General features: G+C 66.3%; 2 protein-coding genes (1 of these 2 only partly in view). Both read right to left on the reverse strand.

What is annotated here, in order from left to right:
• Positions 1-11,325: a non-ribosomal peptide synthetase gene (locus tag HU764_RS12915; protein ID WP_186702584.1), complete on the reverse strand. Its 11,325-nt coding sequence runs from the start codon at positions 11,323-11,325 to the stop codon at positions 1-3.
• A protein-coding gene (locus HU764_RS12920; RefSeq protein ID WP_186715091.1) for a non-ribosomal peptide synthase/polyketide synthase crosses the window boundary here: on the reverse strand, positions 11,322-19,117 show its 3' end. Its footprint extends 14,536 nt past the window's final position; the window shows 7,796 of its 22,332 coding nt (coding positions 14,537-22,332); its start codon lies beyond the right edge, outside the window; the stop codon is at positions 11,322-11,324. The genes HU764_RS12915 and HU764_RS12920 overlap by 4 nt, the downstream gene beginning before the upstream one ends.

The following is a 19,117-nucleotide window of genomic DNA, read 5'->3' on the forward strand; positions in this document are numbered from 1 at the left end:
TTAAGGGGTAACCTTGCCGTGGTGCAGCGCCTGCCCGTCGTGCCACCAGGCCGCCAGGCTGAACACATCCGGCACCTTGAGGATGCTGAAGTGGTCACCCGGCCCCTGCCACAGCGCAAGCGTGGGCATCAGTTGCTGCCAACCGGCCTGCATGGCGGCATGCTCGCGGGCATTGCCCAAGGCATCCAGGCCCGGGTCATCCACCAGTACCAGGCCGACCGGCCCGTGGTAGCTCAACGTTGGCCGGTAGGCCGTGCGCAACGCCGTGGCGAAGGTCCGTACGGTGCCGTCCAGCGCCCCTGGCTGCGACCGCGCCGGCAGTAATTCGACCCGCACCATGGCCGCGTGCAACTGGCTCAACTGCTGGTCGTCGCTGGCCTCGGCAAAGGCGCGTGGGTCAATACCCAGGGTTTTTCCGGTGGACAGCTGCAACACCTCGATCAGCCGCTGCAAGGCTGCGCCCAGGGTGTAGGGCTGGCCACAGGTGCCGCCCTCACCCGGCGCTTCGCTGTCGATCAGTGTCAATGAACGCACCTGCCGGCCCTTGGCCTCGAACCGGGCAGCCATGGCATGTGCTACCCAGCCGCCAAACGAATGCCCGACCAGGTTCAGCGGCCCTTGCGGATAAAGCGCCTCGATGGCCTGCACATGGCAATCGGCAGCAGCCTCCACCGAAGTGTGCGGCACCGAGCAGCCGTCCAGCCCCCGCGCCTGAAGGCCGTAAAGCGGCCAGTCCGGCCCCAGGGCCTCGGCCAGGCCTATGAAGCTGGTGACGCTGTCGCCAGCCCCCGGCACGCAAAACAACGGTGCATGCCCGTGCTGACCAGTCTGGATCGCCACCAAGGGCTGATAAGCCGCTGCCTTGACGATGTTCGTGCTAGGCACACTGCCCAGTAGCTGGCCAAGCGCCTGACCGAGCGCGGCCACCTGGGGCGCCTGCATCATGCTGCGGTGGTCCCCCGGCACGCCCAGAAGGACCAGGGCCTGGGACGGCAGGGTCTCGCGCCAGCCCAGAGTCGACTGGCTGTCACTGCCCTGTTCGGCGCGCAGCAGGTGCACCGGCACGCTCAACGGTGAAGGGCGGTAATGCGCCAGCGCATGGCCGTGCGCCAGTTCACGGGTGAAGTAGTGCATCAGTTGCGCGTCGGTCATGCTCGCCCACAGCCCATAGAGCAACTGGTGCTCGCGGCAGCTGGCGACCAGCGTGGCAAAATCGGCCTGACCGGCCTCCAATTGCTGCAGGCGTACCAGCTTGTCGGCGCCTGCCGGGCCTTGCGTGCGCCAGAACGTGCTGCAGTTCAACAGCAACTGCCGTTCGAGTGCACGTGGTCCCTCCCAGCGCGCCTTGCCCTGGTCGGCCAGGCGCGGCACATAGGTGTCGATCAAACCGAGGAATTCGACCTCCTCGTCCACACCCAGCAATTGGTTAGCCATTTCGAAGGCCACTATCCCGCCAAACGACCAGCCTGCCAGGCGATACGGCCCCTGTGGCTGCACGCTGCGCATTTGTTCGACCTGATAGCGGGCCAGGCACTCGAGCGTCTGTGGCTGCGGTTGAACGGCCGGGATGCCGGGCAGCCCATAGAGAGGGAAATCACCGGGTAGGTGCTGGCCCAGCACCGGGAAGTAGAAATCCAGGCCGGTGAATTCGTGAACCAGGAACAGCGGCGTCTGGCTACCCCCTGCACGCACCCGGATCACCCCGCGGTGCGCAGCGTCAGGGCTGCCGAGCCTGGCCGCCAGCAACGCTACGCTGGGGTGCTGGAACACATCGTTGATGGCCACCTTCAGGCCCGCCTTGGTCATCTTGTCGACCAGCCGGATTGCCGCCAGGGAGTGGCCGCCCAGCTCGAAGAAGTTGTCGTGCCGCCCTATCCGCTCAACGCCCAACAGTTCGGACCAGATCGTTGCCAACCGGGTTTCGGTTTCACCTTCTGGCGCTTGGTACTCGCGGTTCTGCAGGGCCTCGGTATCCGGTAACGGCAAAGCCTTGCGGTCGAGCTTGCCGTTGGGGCTCAGGGGCAGTGCCTGCAGGTGGACGAACAGCGCCGGCACCATGAAGGTCGGCAGGCGCCCGAGCAATGCCGAGCGCAGCGCCTCCACAGGGAACGACTCGCCCGTGTAGTAAGCGAGTAACTGCTGCTCATAAGCGATCACCACGGCCTCCTTGACCCCCTCTATCCGCGTCAGGCTGGCCTGGATTTCGCCCAGTTCGATGCGCAAGCCGTGGATTTTGACCTGGTCATCGTTACGGCCCAGGTATTCGATGTTGCCATCGGCCAGGTGACGCGCCAGGTCGCCGGTGCGGTACAGGCGTGCACCAGGGCGAGTGCTGAACGGGTCGTCGAGGAAGCGTTCGGCGGTCAGATCGGCGCGGTTCAGGTAGCCTCGGGCGACTTGCACGCCGCCGATGAACAGTTCGCCGGCCACGCCTTGCGGGACCGGCTGGCCTTGGCTGTCGAGTACGTACAGCGTGGTGTTGGCGATGGGTTTGCCGATGGGGGTGTTGTCCGGCGCCGTCACGCAATGCCAGGCGCTCACGTCCACCGCTGCTTCGGTCGGGCCGTACAGGTTGTGCAGTTCAACGGTTGGCAATTGCGCGTGGAAGCGTCGAACCAGGCTGCCCGGCAAGGCCTCGCCGCTGCACAGGACGCGTTTGAGGCCTTCGGCCGAGGCGTCCCCATGGGCCAGGAACACATCCAGCATCGAGGGCACGAAGTGCAAGGTCGTGACGTTTTCGCTACGGATCACCTGACGCAGGTATTCAGGATCGCGATGGCCACCAGGACGCGCCATGACCAGACGTGCGCCGGTTTGCAGCGGCCAGAGGAATTCCCATACCGACACGTCGAAGCTGAATGGAGTCTTCTGCAAGACCACGTCTTCAGCGCCGAGGTTATAGGCGTCTTGCATCCAAAGCAGTCGATTGACCACGCCGGCATGCTCGTTCATCACACCCTTCGGCAAGCCGGTGGAACCTGAGGTGTAGATCACGTAAGCAAGGTGACGCGGGGTCAAGTTGGTGACAACTGGGTTGCTGCACTGCTGGGCGTTCCAGGTCGGCTGATCGAGGTCGATAACCTGGGCCGAATCCGGAACGTGCCGCGTAGCGCTGTGCACCAGCACCGCCACTGGCGCGCTGTCGCTCAGCATATGTCGCACGCGCTCCGCTGGGTAGTCCGGGTCAACCGGCACATACGCGCCGCCGGCCTTGAGGATGGCCAGCAAACCAACCACCATCGACAACCCACGTTCAACGCAGATCGCTACCCGATCATCGGGTTTAACACCCAGATCAATCAGGTGATGCGCTAATCGATTGGCCTGCTCATTCAGCTGGCGATAGCTCAGCGCCCCTTCTTCCGCTTTAACCGCGACCGCATCCGGCGTACGCAACACCTGCGCCTCGATCATCCCGTGCAGGGTCTGTTCAAGGTCATAATCCACCGCCGTGTCGTTAAAGCCCTGCAGCAACCGCTTGCGCTCATCGGCATCCGGCAACCCGACATGGCCCGGAATGGCCCGATCGCTCTCCCCGAAGGCCCACAGCAGTTGTTCGAAATACCCCGCATAACGCGCGATGGTCGAGCGTTCGAACAGGGCTGTGGCAAACACGATACCGCCGGCAAAACCTTCGGCGCGCTCACCCAGGCTCAGGCTCAGGTCGAACTTGGCAATGCACGCAGGCCCACTCACTGCGCTCACCGACAGGTCGGCCAATTGCAGCGCCTGGCGCTCCGGGCTGGCGTCCCAGTCCAGGGTGGCCTGGTACAGCGGCGTATGCGCAAGGCTTCGGCGCGGGCGCAGCAACTCGACCACCTGCTCGAACGGCAAGTCCTGATGCGCCTGCCCGCCCAGCACCACGGCCTTTACCCGGGCCAGCAGCGTGGCCACATCCGGTGCCCCCGAGGTGTCCACGCGCAACGCCATGGCATTGACGAACATGCCGACCAGGCCATCCACTTCAGCCTGCCTGCGGTTGGCTACCGGCGAGCCGATCACCACTTCATCCTGGCCGGCAAGCCGGCTTAACAACACTGCCCAAGCCGCCATGAACAGCATGTAAGGCGTGACGCCATGGCGCCGGCACACGGCTTTGAGCTCGGCACTCAGGCGCGGATCCAGGCTCAGCGCGACGCTGTCACCGGCATACTGCTGACGCTCTGGCCGTGGGTGATCCCAAGGCAAGCTGAGCAGCGCCGGTGCCCCGGCCAGCTGGCCAACCCAGTAATCCGCCTGTTGGCGCAGCGCATCGCCGCTCAGCCAGCGCCGCTGCCACAAGGCATAGTCGATGTACTGCACGGGCAAGGCCGGCAAGGGGTCGTCGCCACCGCAACTGAAGGCTTGGTACAACTCGCCAAGCTCGCGCACCAACACCCCCAGCGACCAACCGTCGGCCACCAGGTGGTGCAAGGTCAGCAGTAGCAGGTGGTGGTCCTCGGCCAGCTGCAGCAGGCGCCCACGCACCGGCAGGTCGCGGCTAAGCACGAAGGGTTGGCTCGCCTCCTGGCGGATCAGCGCCGCAATGGCGGCTTCATCCAGGCCCTGGCAAAGGTCCCGGCCAAACAGGAAGCCTTCGCTACCGGTTGCCAGCACCACCTGCGGCTCGCCTTCCTGTTCGACAAAATGGCTGCGCAGGCTTTCATGGCGCTCGACCAGACGCCTTAACGCGCGCTCCAGCGCCCCAGAGTCCAAACGGCCCTCCAGGCGCAGGGCCAGGGGAATGTGATAGGCCGCGCTGGCCTCCTCCATCTGCGCCAGAAACCACAGCCGCTGCTGGGCGAACGAAAGCGGTAAAGCACCGTCACGCGGGCCCGGCTGGATAGCCGGCAAGGTGTCGCCGTCACGCGCAAGGCAGGCGGCCACCGCTGCCAGGCTGTCATCGGCAAACAGGTCGCCCAATGCCAGCTCCAGCCCCAGGCGTTGGCGAACTTGGGCCAGCATGCGCATCGCCAGCAGTGAATGGCCGCCCAATTCGAAGAAGCGGTCGTGTCGCCCGACGCGTTCCAGGTGCAGCAGTTCGCCCCACAACGTGGCCAGCGCCTGCTCGCGCTCGCCTTCCGGTGCTTCGTACGCTGTCACCGCCAGGTCCTGTGGTGCCGGCGCCGGCAAGGCCTGGCGATCAACCTTGCCATTGTTGTTCAGTGGCATCCGCGGCAATGCCACAAAAGCGGTAGGCACCATGTAATCCGGCAAGCGCCCACGCAAGAAGGCACGCAGGTCAGCGGCCTCCACTGGGGCCTCGTGCCGGGTAAACCAGGCCACCAGCCGCAGTGGGCCCTGCTCGTTCGGCACAGCCATCACCACGACTTCACCGACACCCGGTGCCAGTGCCAACTGTTGCTCGATTTCGCCCAGCTCGATCCGGTAACCGCGAATCTTGACCTGGTCGTCATTGCGCCCCAGGCACTCCAGTTGGCCGTCGGCCTGCCAGCGCACCAGGTCGCCGGTGCGGTACAGCCGAGCGCCCGGCTGCGGGCTGAACGGGTCATCGATAAACCGCTGCGCCGTCAGTTCTGGGCGGTTCAGGTAACCCAGCGCCACGCCGTCGCCGCCGATATACAGTTCACCGACCACGCCTTGCGGCACGGGCTGTTGCCAGGCGTCCAGCACATACACCTGGGTATTGCCGATCGGCCGGCCAATCGGCACTTGGGCTGCGTCGGGCGCCAATTCACGCACTTCGCAGGTCACTGCGAACGTGGTGGTTTCGGTGGGCCCGTAGCCATTGAGCAGGCGCAGCCCAGGTGCTTTGTGCAGCAGCGTGCGGAAGGCTGCAGGTTCGGCACGCTCACCGCCGCTGATCAGCACGCGCAGCGCGGCCAGGGCCTCGGGGATCAACTGCACGTACTGGTTGAACAACGCCGTGGTCAAGAACAGAACGGTGATGCCCTGCTCCGCCAGCGCCTTCGCGAAAAGCGCTGGGTCGACCAGCGTGCGGTGGTCGATCACCCGCACCTGCCCGCCATTGAGCAACGCGCCCCACACTTCCAGGGTGCTGGCATCGAACGCCGGGTTGGAAGCGAAAGCGATGCGGTCGCTGGCCAGCAACCCGGCATACCGCTCGTTCAGCACCAACCGCGCAATACCCCGGTGCGGCACGCACACGCCCTTGGGTTTGCCTGTGGTGCCAGAGGTGTACATCACATAGGCCGCACTGCCAGCGTCCTGGGCCACCCCAGGGTTGTGGCCAGGCTGGTCATCGAGGACCAGTTGGTCCAGGTCGACCCGCCGCACCGCATACTCAACCGGTGTGCCAGCAAGCGTCAGCAACGCGGTGGCCTGGCAATCCTCGACCATGAAGGCCTGGCGCTCGGTCGGGGCATGAATGTCGAGCGGTACATAGACCGCGCCACACTTGAGCACAGCCAGTTGCGCCACCAGCAGGTGCAACGAGCGCGGCAGCAGCACGGCCACATAGGCACCCGGTGCCACACCTGCGCCCATCAGGTAATGGGCCAGGCGGTTGGCGCGTTCGTTAAGTGCCCCGTAGCACAGCGCCTGGCCGCCCTGCACTGCCGCCACGGCCAGGGGATGGCGCGATACGCGCTGCTCAAACAGCTGCTGCACGGCCAGGTTACGGGGGTAATCGCGTTGCGTGGCATTGAAACTGTGCAGCAGGGTGTGGCGCTCGGCGTCGCCAAGCAACGGCACCTGTGCCAGCGGCTGTTGATCATCGCCGATCATGGCCCAGAGCAAGGTCTCGAAGTAGCCGACATAGCGCCGCACGGTCGCTTCGTCGAACAGCGAGGTGGCGTAGTCCAGGGTGCCGGCCAGCGTGTCGCCGAACTCGCCGAGGTTCAGTGTCAGGTCGAACTTGGCGACTTGGCCAGCCTGGGCCACGGCTTCCAGGCGCAGGCCCGGCAGTTGCAAGGCGCCACCTTCGATCGCCTGCCAGTTGAGCGTGGCCTGGAACAAGGGGGTGTGGCCAAGGCTGCGCACTGGGCGGACGATTTCCACCACCTGTTCGAATGGCAGGTCTTGGTGCGCCTGAGCCTCCAGCACGCGCGTACGGACCTGCTCCAGCAGGGTTTGCGCCGTTGGTGCGGCAGCCGTGTCGATGCGCACGGCCAGGGTATTGACGAACAAGCCCACCAGCGGCTCCAGCTCGGCACGGCCGCGGCCCGCCACAGGGCAACCGATGACGATTTCGCCCTGGCCGGACAGCCGCGTCAACACGGCGGCCCAGGCACTGAGCACGGCCATGTACAGGGTTACCCCGTGGCGCTGGGCCAGGCTGCGCAGGCCAGCCGCCAGGCGGGGCTGCAACTGCAGTGGCAGGCTTGCGCCGGCAAAGTCCTGGCGTTCGGGGCGTGGGCGATCACTGGGCAGCTTGAGCAGGCTGGGTGCACCGTCCAGGGCCTGGCGCCAGTAATCGGCCTGGCGCTGCAACTGGGCGCCGGCCAACCAGCGGCGCTGCCACACGGCATAGTCGCCGTACTGGATGTCCAGGGCCGGCAGCGGATTATCCTGGCCCTGGCAGCAGGCCGTATACAGCGCGCTTAGTTCGCGGGTCAGCACGCCCAGCGACCAGCCGTCGGCAACGATGTGGTGCACGGTCAGGGCCAGCACATGGTGTTCTGCGCCTAGACGCAGCAAACGCGCTCGCAACAGCGGCCCGTGGGCCAGGTCGAAAGGCGCACTGGCCGCTTCATGCAAGCGGGCGGGCAGCGCATCGACGCTCAGGTCTTCACGCTGGAACCAATCGGCACCCGCGGTGGCGGCCAGCACCACCTCGGCACTGTCATCGCGTGGTACGAAGCGGCTGCGCAAGGTCTCGTGGCGCTCGATGATGCCCAGCAAGGCTGCTTCCAGCGCATCGGCATCCAGTGCCCCGCGCAGGCCCAGGGCCAGCGGCACATTGTAAGCCTGGTTACCGCCTTCCATTTGCGCCAGGAACCACAGCCGCTGTTGGGCGAACGACATCGGCAGCGGCGCATCGCGCGGCACTGGGCGTATCGCCGGCAGCTCACTGCGCCCGGCGTGGGCCAGTACCTCGGCCACGGCGGCCAGCTCGGGGTTGGCGAACAGGTCGGCCAGGCTCAGTTCGACACCCAGGCGCAGGCGCACCTGGGAGACCATGCGCATCGCCAGCAGTGAATGCCCGCCCAAGCTGAAAAAATGGTCGCGACGGCCGACTCGCTCAACGTGCAGCAACTCGGCCCATAGCGTTGCCAGCGCCTGCTCCAACGCCCCTTCGGGGGCCTCGTAGCCCTGCTCGAACAGCGCCGAGCGCTCCGGGCGTGGCAAAGCGCGGCGGTCGAGTTTGCCGTTGGCCGTCAGCGGCAACGCCGGCAGCTCGACATAGGCCATCGGCACCATGTATTCCGGCAGGTGCGCCTGCAATTGGCTGCGTAGGCCTTCTGGGGTGAGCGGTTCGACGCCTGCCTGGGCGGTGAAGTAGGCCACCAGGCGCGGTTGGCCGGGCTGGTCCTCACGGGCCAGTACCACGGCTTCATCGATGCCAGCCAGGGCGTTCAGCCGGCTTTCGATCTCGCCCAGTTCGATGCGCACGCCGCGGATCTTCACTTGGTCGTCGTTGCGCCCCAGGTAGTCCAGGGTGCCGTCCGCCAGCCAGCGCACCAGGTCGCCTGTGCGGTACATGCGCCCACGGGCGACGAAGGGGTCGTCGAGGAAGCGCTCGGCGGTGAGCGCCGGGCGGTTCAGGTAGCCTCGGGCAACCCCGGCGCCACCAATGTACAGCTCACCTGGCACACCCAGCGCAACAGGCTGCAGGTGTGGGTCGAGTACGTACAGACGGGCGTTATCGACCGGCCGACCGATGTGCAGCGCCCCGCCCGCTTCCACCACGCCGGAGCTGGCCACCACCGTGGTTTCGGTCGGGCCGTAGTTGTTGACCACGGCAAAGCGCTGGGTGCGGTTGAACTGGCGCAGGCGGTCACCGCCGATCAACAGGGTGCGCAGGGTCGGGTGTTCGAGCTGATGGTTGAAGGCATACTCGGCCACCGGCGTCGGCAAGAAGCTCACGTCCAGGGGCTGCGCCTGCCACCAGGCAAGCATGGCATCCAGGTCGTCGTTGCCCTCCGACGCCGGCGCCAGGTGCAACGTGGCCCCGGCGCACAACGCCGGCCAGACTTCCCAGGCCATGGCGTCGAAACCAAAACCGGCCAGGCTCGAAGTGTGCCGGCCATGGCACAGGTCGAAGGCGCGGCAGTGCCAGTCGACCAGGTTGTTGACGGTCTGGTGCTCGACCATCACGCCCTTGGGCTGCCCGGTGGAACCAGAGGTGTAGATCACATAGGCCAGGTGGCACGCGCTCAGCCCCGGCACAACCGGGTCGCTCTCGCATACAGGCCAGTGCGGCTGATCGAGCAGCACCACCGGCACCGCGACAGCCCCCAGGCGCTCACGCAGCGCCTGCTGCGTCAGCACCGCTACCGGGCCGCTGTCGTTCAGCAAGTAGTGCACGCGCTCATCCGGGTGGGCGGGGTCTACCGGCACGTAACCGGCCCCAGACTTGAGTACCGCCAACAAGCCGACCAGCGTCTGAAGGCTGCGCCGCGCCACCACGGCGACGCGGTCGTCAGGCCGCACGCCCAGGTTGATCAGGTGCTGCGCCAGGGCATTGGCCTGGCGGTTGAGCTCGGCGTAACTCAAGCGCGCGCCGTCACAGGTGGCGGCGACGGCGTCAGGGTGCAACTCGGCGCGGTGTGCAATGCGCTGGTGCAGGGTCAGTTGCCGCTCATAGGGGGCCGGATAATGGTTGAACGCTTCCAGCAGTTCCTCGCGCTCGCTGTCGGGGAGCATGGCCAACGCCAGGACCGACGACTGCGGTGCCTGCACCAGGCTTTCGAGGGTCTGCTGCAAGTAAGCACAGACGCGCTGCGCCGGCACTTCGGCGCTGGCCAGCAAGGTCAGGCGAAATGCTTCGCCCAAGTCGTCGACGCTGAGCGTCAAGGGGTAGTTGGTGGCCTCGGCAGACTCGACGATGTCGATGCCGGCCAGGGCTGCACGGCGTGGCTGGGTGCTGTCCACTGCGCTGTGGCGGTAGTTGAGCAAGGCATTGAACAGCGGCGCCGGCGCCGCCACACCGCTGCACCGCTGGGCCAGGGCCAGTGGCGCGTGTTCATGGCGCATCAATGCGCTCAGCCGTTGGTGGGTGGCGCGGATCGCCGTCGGCAAGTCAGCGCTGTCCAGGTCAACGCGTACCGGCAGGGTGTTGATGAAAATCCCCAGCGCCCGGTCGGTGGCTTCGGCGCCCTGCAAGCGCCCCATCAGCACTGTGCCGAACACCACCTGCTCGCGCCCCGTCAGCCCGCCCAGCACGCGGCCCCAGGCCAGGTGGAAGAGGCTGGCGACGCTCACGCCCAGGCTACGCGCCTGGCCGCGTAGCTGCTGGCACAGCGCTAGTGGCAGGTCGAGCGCGTGCTCGTTGTGCACCTCACCCACGCCTTGCACATCCTGGATGCCGTAGGCCAGGGTCGACGCGTCGATCCCCCCCAGCATGTCGCGGAAAAACGCCTCGTGTTCGGCCTCGCTGATACCCAGCACGGCTTGTGCCACATAATTGCGAAACGGCACCGGGGTGCCCAGCCGATCACCCTCGCCGGCCAGAAACGCGATCAGTTCGTGACGCACCACCTCCAAGGCACTGTGGTCCATGGCGATATGGTGGAACTGCAGGGTGGCGGTCAGTGCGCCATCGGCCTGCTCGGCCTCGCGCAGCAGGCGGATTAGCGGTGCCTGGGTCAGGTCGAGCCTGCCGCGCGTGGGGTCGTTATCGGGTAACGTCGCCACCTGCAGGTCAGCGTGGCGCCAGACCACCTGCACCGGCGTTTCGAGCCCTTCCCAGTGCACCGAGGTGCGCAGGATGTCATGGCGGGCAATCACGCCACGGAGCGCATCGGCAAACGCCTGCAAGCGGGCCTCGCTGGCAAACACGAAACGCGCCTGCATCACGTACGGGTCGCTGTCGGTGGCACTGGCGTGGTGGAACAGCATGCCCTGCTGCAGCGGTGCCAGTGGGTAGATGTCTTGCACGTTAGCCGCGCCGCCGGGGATGCAGGCGACGATGCGGTCAAGGGTGCCCTGGTCGAGGTCGATCAGGTTGAGGTGCTGCGGCGTAATGCGCGTGCAGCCCGGCTCGATGAGGTTGGACGGCACGTGTACCGCGCCCTGTTTCACGGCCACGTACTCGCCGCGCTCGATCATCGCCACCAGCGTTGGCTTGTGTTCACGCAGTTGCGCCACCAACGCGGGGTCGGTCAGGGCCTGGCGGTTGCCCTGGACGGCCAGTTGCCCGTCCTTCAACGCCAGTTGCACGTTTTTGGCCGTCAGTGTTGCCAGTAGTTGGTTGATGCTCACAGGACGATCTCCATTCTGTCTGTGATGGCTGCGTAGCCCGCCAAGGTCGGTTGGTCGAACAGGGCGCGCACGTCGGCTTCCAGGCCTTGATCACGCAGGCGGGAGGTGAGGGTCACCGCCAGCAGCGAATGGCCGCCCAGTTCGAAGAAGTTGTCATGCCGCCCTACCCGCTCAACGCCCAGCAGCTCGGCCCAGATCGTTGCCAGCAGGGTTTCGGTTTCGCCTTCTGGGGCTTCGTACGCACGGTTTTGCAGGGCTTCGGTGTCCGGCAGTGGCAAAGCCTTGCGGTCGAGTTTGCCGTTGGGGCTCAGGGGCAATGCGTCCAGGTGCAGGAACAGCGCGGGCACCATGAACTCCGGCAGGTGGGCCAGCAATGCCGTGCGCAGAACGTCTGCGGCCTGCTGCTCACCGGTGTAATACGCCACCAGACGCTGGTCGCGGGCGACAACAACTGCCTCCTTCACGCCTTCGATGGCCGTCAGGCCAGCCTGGATTTCACCCAGCTCGATGCGTAGGCCGCGCAGCTTCACTTGGTCATCGTTGCGGCCCAGGTATTCGATGTTGCCATCGGCCAGGTGCCGCGCCAGGTCGCCGGTGCGGTACAGGCGTGCACCAGGGCGGGTGCTGAACGGGTCGTCGAGGAAGCGTTCGGCGGTCAGTTCGATGCGGTTCAGGTAGCCTCGGGCGACTTGCACGCCGCCGATGAACAGCTCGCCGGCCACGCCTTGCGGTACTGGCTGGCCTTGGTTGTCGAGTACGTACAGCGTGGTGTTGGCGATCGGTTTGCCGATGGGGGTGTTGTCCGGCGCCGTCACGCAATGCCAGGCGCTCACGTCCACCGCTGCTTCAGTCGGGCCGTACAGGTTGTGCAGTTCAACGGTTGGTAATTGCGCGTGGAAGCGTCGAACCAGGCTGCCCGGCAAGGCCTCGCCGCTGCACAGGACGCGCTTCAAAGAAGCCGCCGAGACGTCACCATGGGCCAGGAATACATCCAGCATCGAAGGCACGAAGTGCAAGGTCGTGACGTTTTCGCTGCGGATCACTTGACGCAGGTACTCCGGATCACGATGGCCACCGGGGCGCGCCATGACCAGACGTGCGCCGGTTTGCAGCGGCCAGAGGAATTCCCATACCGATACGTCGAAGCTGAATGGTGTCTTCTGTAAGACCACGTCGTCAGCGCCGAGGTTATAGGCGTCTTGCATCCACAACAGGCGGTTGACCACGCCCGCATGCTCGTTCATCACGCCCTTCGGCAAGCCGGTGGAGCCTGAGGTGTAGATCACGTAGGCCAGGTGACGCGGGGTCAAGCTGGTGACAACGGGGTTGCTGGAAGGCTGGGCGTTCCAGGTCGGCTGATCCAGGTCGATAACCTGGGCCGAATCCGGTACGTGCCGCGTAGCACTGTGCACCAGCACCGCCACCGGCGCGCTGTCGCTCAGCATATGCCGCACGCGCTCAGCTGGGTAATCGGGGTCAACCGGCACATACGCGCCGCCGGCCTTGAGGATGGCCAGCAGGCCAACCACCATCGACAGCCCACGTTCGACGCAGATCGCCACCCGATCATCAGGTTTAACACCGAGCTCAATCAGGTGATGCGCAAGGCGGTTGGCCTGCTCATTCAGCTGGCGATAGCTCAGTATGCCTTCTTCGGCTTTAACCGCGACCGCATCCGGCTTACGCAACACCTGCGCCTCGATCATCCCGTGCAGGGTCTGCTCAAGGTCATAATCCACCGCCGTATCGTTGAAGCCCAGCAGCACACGCTCACGCTCCTGCGCTTCCAGCACCGGCAAGCGCTGCACCGGCAGTTCCGGCGTCTGCTCCAGCGCCTCGACCATGGCCTCCAACACCTGGTTCATCTGCCCACAGATACGCGCCGCGCCTACGTCGGCCGGGGTCATGGCAACCAGGCGGAAGCCCTCCCCCAGGTCATCCACGTTCAAGCCCAGCGGGTAGTTGCTGCGTTCCTGGCTTTCTAGGTTGTCGATACCTTGCGTCGCCTGCCGCTGGCTGTCAGTGACCTGCGTGCTGTGCCGGTAGTTGAGCATGGCGCTGAACAACGGCAAGGGCGCAGCCACGCCACTGCAGCGCTGGGCCAAGGCCAGCGATGCATGCTCGTGGGCCAGCAAGGCACTGAGGCGCTGATGAGTAGCATGGGCCCCTTCATGCAGGCTGATACCGCCCAGGTCGACCCGCAGCGGCAAGGTGTTGATGAACATGCCCAACGCCCGCTCGGCGCCTTCACCGCCTTGCAGGCGGCCCAGCAGTACGGTGCCGAACACCACGCTGTCCTGGCCACTGGCGGCCGCCAGCAGGCGCGCCCAGGCCAGGTGGAACAGGCTGGCGACGCTGATACCCAATTGCCGGCCTTGCTGGCGCAGCCTTTGTGCCAGGTCGTCACGCAGCCACAGCTGGGCCTCCTCGATGTCACGACCGTCACCCTGCACATCGCTAAGGCCGAACGGCAGCGTTGGCGCGTCGATATCCGCCAGTTGCCCGCGGAAAAACGCTTCATGCTCCGCCTGGCTGATACCCAGGCGCGCCTGGGCCACGTAGTTGCGGTACGGCACCGGTGCCTGGGCCGGCTCGGCCGCACCCTGCAGATAACCGATCAGCTCCTCGCCGACCACTTCCATGGCCGTGTGGTCGAGCACGATGTGGTGGAACTGCAAGGTGGCTTCGATGCGGGCCGCGCCCGGCTGCTGCGTGTACAGCAGACGGATCAGCGGTGCCTTGCTCAGGTCAAGCATGGCCTCGCTGTCGCGACCACGCGCCATGACCGACAACGGCGCCTGCCGCCAGACCACCTGCACCGGCTGCGGCAGGCCTTCCCAGAGCACCGCTGTGCGCAGCACGTCGTGGCGGGCGATGACCTTGTCCAATGCTGCCGCGAAGTTGTTCAAGTGTTCGCGGCTGGCGAACCCAAAGCGCGACTGCAGCACATAAGGGTCGTGCCCCTGCGCGCTGAGGTGGTGGTACAGGATGCCCTCCTGCAAGGGTGCCAGCGGGTAGATGTCCTGCACATTGCGGGCACCGCCGGGTACCTGGGCAACGATACGGTCGATGGCCGCCTGCTCCAGCGCCACCAGCGGCAGCATGCCGGGGGTGATGTGCGGGCAGCCGGCCGGGATCAGGTTGTCCGGCACCTGCACCTGTTGCACCTGGCCCAGGGTCGTCGCCAGTGCCGCCACCGTCGGCTGGCCAAACAGCGTACGCACATCCACCTGCACGCCCTCGCGGCGCAAGCGCGCGGTCAGGTTCACCGCCAGCAACGAATGGCCACCCAGCTCGAAGAAGTTATCGTGGCGGCCCACTCGCTCAACGCCCAGCATGTCAGCCCACACCGCTGCCAGGGCCATTTCCACTTCGCCCTGCGGGGCGACATAGGCCTGGCCTGCAAGCAGCGCCGGATCCGGATCGGGCAACGCCTTGCGGTCGAGCTTGCCATGGCTGGTCAACGGCAGTGCTGGCAGGCAGGTGAAGGCCAACGGCACCAGGTGTGCGGGCAGGCTTGCCTGCAAAGCTTGGCGCAGTGTGTCCACCGCCACCGGTGTGGTTTCAGTGAACCAGGCCAGCAGCCGCTCGCCACGCACCAGCACCACCGCATCGCCGATACCAGGCTGCGCGGCAAGTACGCTTTCGATTTCGCCAAGCTCCACCCGTACGCCGCGGATCTTCACCTGGTCGTCGTTACGGCCCAGGTAATCCAAGGTGCCGTCAGCGCTCCAGCGCACCAGGTCACCTGTGCGGTACAGCCGCGCATGGGGTTGGGCGGTGAACGGGTCGGCAATGAAGCGCTCCTCGGTCAGTGCCGGGCGATTGAAGTAACCGCGGGCCACCCCAGCGCCGCCAATGTACAACTCACCCACGGCGCCCACCGGCACCGGCTGGCGGCGCTCGTCGAGCACATACACCTGGGTGTTGGCGATAGGCTTACCGATATGCAGCGCCCCTTCGGGTAGCAGTTGCCCGGACGTGGCCACCACGGTGGCTTCGGTCGGGCCATAGTTGTTGACCAGGGCAAAACCTGAGTCGCGCTCGAACTGGCGCAGGCGATCGCCGCCGACCAGCAGCGTGCGCAAGGTCGGGTGCTGACGCTCGCGGCGCAGCGCCTGTTCGGCCACGGGTGTGGGCAGGAAGCTGACGGCCAGCGGCTGCTCCAGCCACCAGTCGAGCAATTCGTCGACGTGCTCACCGGCAATGCGTGCGGGCGGTACGTGCAGCACGGCCCCCGTGCACAGCGCCGGCCACACCTCCCAGGCCACCGCATCGAAGCCAAAACCGGCCACCGTGCTGGTATGGCTGCCGGCTTTCAAGGCAAAGGCCTCACAGTGCCAGTGCACCAGGTTGACCAGGGTCGCATGCTCGACCATCACCCCTTTCGGCTGGCCGGTAGAGCCGGAGGTGTAGATCACATACGCCAGTTGGCGATCATCCAGGCCTGCCACGCAGGGGTTGCTGTCGGCTGCGCCCTGCCAGGCATCGCGGTGCAGCTCGACACGTGGGGTGTCCCCCACCAGCGCCAGGGTGGCCGCATCGACCAGCACCAATGCCGGCGTGCTGTCTTCAAGCAGGTAGGCGATGCGTTCGCCTGGGTAGGCCGGGTCGATCGGCACATAGGCCGCACCGGCCTTGAGAATGGCCAACAGGCCGACCAGGCGCTCCAGGGTGCGCGGCAAGCACAATGCCACCCGGTCGCCGACCTTCACCCCGCGGCTGATCAGGTGATGCGCCAGGCGGTTGGCGCAGCGATTAAGCTCGCCGTAGCTCAGTACCTGGCCATCCTGCACCAGTGCTGCCGCTTGCGGTGCGCGGGCCGCCTGGGCCTCGACCAGGGCGTGCACGGCCTGCCCTTTCGGGTAGTCGCGTGCGGTGGCATTGAACGCTTCCAGCACCTGCTGCCGGGCCACCGGGTCCAGGATCGACAATGCCTCGACCGGCTTGGCCGCAGACTGCGTCAGCGCCTGCAGCAGTTCGACCAGGGCCTGGTTCATCCAGCCAGCGACCCGCTCGGCGCCAATGCCTGCCTGGGCCAGCACACTCAAGGCAAAGCCTTCGCCCAGGTCGTCGACACTCAGGGTCAGCGGGTAGTTGCTGCGCTCCTCACCGCCCAGCAGGCGAACACCCTGGCTGTGGGTATCGCCGTCGGCAGGCACCCCTGCCGTGCTGTGGCGGTAGTTGAACAAGGCGCTGAACAACGGTGTGGACGCGGCCACGCCACTGCAGCGCTGGGCCAACGCTAGCGAGGCATGCTCGTGCGCCAACAGCGCCGAGAGCCGCTGATGGGTGGCGCGCACCGCCTGCGCCACCGGTGCAGTCAAGTCGATGCGCAGCGGCAAGGTGTTGATGAACACGCCCAACGCCCGGTCGGCCCCTTCACCGCCCTGCAAGCGCCCCATCAGCACGGTGCCAAACACGACATCGGTGCGGTTGGCGAGCACACCCAGCACCCGTGCCCAGGCCAGGTGCGCCAGGCTCGCGGCACTCACGCCCAGCTGCCGAGCCTGTTCGCGCAAGCCGCGCGCCACGCTGGCGTCGATGACCAGGTGGGCTTCTTCGATAGCGTGGCCGTCACCCTGTACGTCGCTCAGGCCAAACGGCAAGGTCGGGGTATCAAGGTCCCCCAGCATCTCGCGGAAGAACGCTTCATGGCTGGCATCGTCGGCCCCAAGGCGGGCTTGGGCAACATAGGTGCGATAAGGCACTGGCGCCGGCAAGCGTTCGCCCTGGCCCGCCAGCAACACCTGCATCTCGCTGGCGATGACTTCCATGGCGGTATGGTCCAGGGCCAGGTGATGGAATTGCAGAATCGCCACCACGCGCTGGTTGGCCGGGTCATCGGCATGCAGCAGGCGCAGCAAGGGTGCCCGCGACAGGTCGAGGCGCTGGTGACGGGCGTCGAAGCGGGCCTGCAAGGCATCGATCACCGACCCAGTAGCCAGGCCTTCGATTGCGCTCACCTGCATCCGCGCTTCCCGCCAAACCACTTGTACTGCGTGCGCAAGCCCTTCGCTGACCACTGCGGTGCGCAGAATGTCGTGCCGGTCGATGACCTGCTGCAAGGCGCCCGCCCAGCGCTGCAAGTGCGCCAGGCTGTCGAAGGCCAGGCGCGACTGCAGCAGGTACGGGTCGCCCTGTGCGGCGCTCAAGTGGTGGTACAGGATGCCCTCCTGCAGCGGGGCCAGCGGGTAGATTTCCTGCACATTGGCGGCGCCACCCGGCACCGTGGCGACGATACGGTCGATACTGGCCTGGTCGAGCTCGATCAGGCTGAGCATGTCCGGGGTGATGTGGCGGGCCGTGTGTGGCACACGGTTGGCGGGCACCTGCACCTCGCGACCGCTGCCCACGGCGGCGGCCAGCGCCGCCAGGGTGGGCTGGGCAAACAGCACGCGCACATCGGCGCTGAGGCCGGCCTTGCGCATGCGCTCAACCAGGGTCACGGCCAGCAGCGAATGGCCGCCCAGCTCGAAGAAGTGGTCGTGGCGCCCGACCTGCGCGACCTTGAGCAGGTCGGCCCAGATCGCCGCCAGGGTGGTTTCGACCTCACCCTGTGGCGCCTCGAAGGCGCGGCTGAGTACTGCCTCGCTGCCGGGTTGCGGCAAGGCACGGCGGTCAAGCTTGCCGTTGGCGGTCAGCGGCAATTCATCCAGGCACACGTAGGCCGCTGGCAGCATGTAGTCCGGCAACTGGCCTTGCATCTGTTGGTGCAGTTCGGCAATGCCAGGGGCCGGGTTGTTGGCGGTGAAATAGGCCACCAGGCGCTTGTCACCGGGCACGTCCTCACGCACCACCACGGCCGTGTCACGCACACCGGCACACGCGCCCAGGCGCGCTTCGATTTCACCCAGCTCGATGCGGAAGCCTCGCAGCTTGATCTGCTGGTCGGCACGGCCCAGGTAACGCAAGGTGCCATCAGCCTGCCAGCAGGCCAGGTCGCCACTGCGGTACATGCGCGCACCCGGCTCACGGCTGAACGGGTCGTCGAGGAAGCGCTCAGCGGTAAGAGCCGGCTGGCCGAGGTACCCCAAGGCGACGCCAGCGCCGCCGATGTACAGCTCACCGACCGCGCCAACCGGCAACGGCTGCTGACGGGCGTCGAGCACATAGCAACGGGCATTGCCGATCGGCCTGCCAATCGGGATGCTGCCCTCGCCGACCGTGGCGATGAGGTGGGTGGTGCTGAAGGTGGTAGCTTCAGTCGGGCCATAGCCATTGAGCAGGTGTTGTGGGGCGCCTTCGCGCAGCACCCGGCCGACGATGGCCGGGTCCAGCACATCGCCGCCCAGCATCAGGTAGCGAAGCTTGGCGAATGCCGGCAGCAGGTCATCGGCAAACTGATGGAACAGGCCGGCAGTCAGCCACAGCACGCTGACGCGCTGCGCCAGCAACACCTCACGCAATGCCTGACGCGACAGCACCTGGTCCTGGTCGATGACGACCACCGTGCCGCCGTTGAGCAGCGGTGCCCAGACTTCCAAGGTACTGGCGTCGAACGCAGGGTTGGAGGCGAACGCGACACGGTCCTGGCAGGTGAATTCGGCAAAGCCGTTATTGATCACCAGGCGCACGATGGCCCGGTGCGGCACTTGCACGCCCTTAGGGGTGCCGGTAGAGCCGGAGGTGTACATGATGTAGGCGGCGCTTTCGGCAGCTACCGCCAGGCCCGGCGACTGCTGCGCGTACCCGGTGAGGTCGAGGCGGTCCAGCTCGACGCGCAGGGCATTGCCTACCCGCTGTTCGCTGCTGAAGGTGAGCAAGACACGCGCCTGGCTGTCTTCGATCA

The organism is Pseudomonas kermanshahensis (assembly GCF_014269205.2).
Taxonomy (GTDB): Bacteria; Pseudomonadota; Gammaproteobacteria; order Pseudomonadales; family Pseudomonadaceae; genus Aquipseudomonas; species Aquipseudomonas kermanshahensis.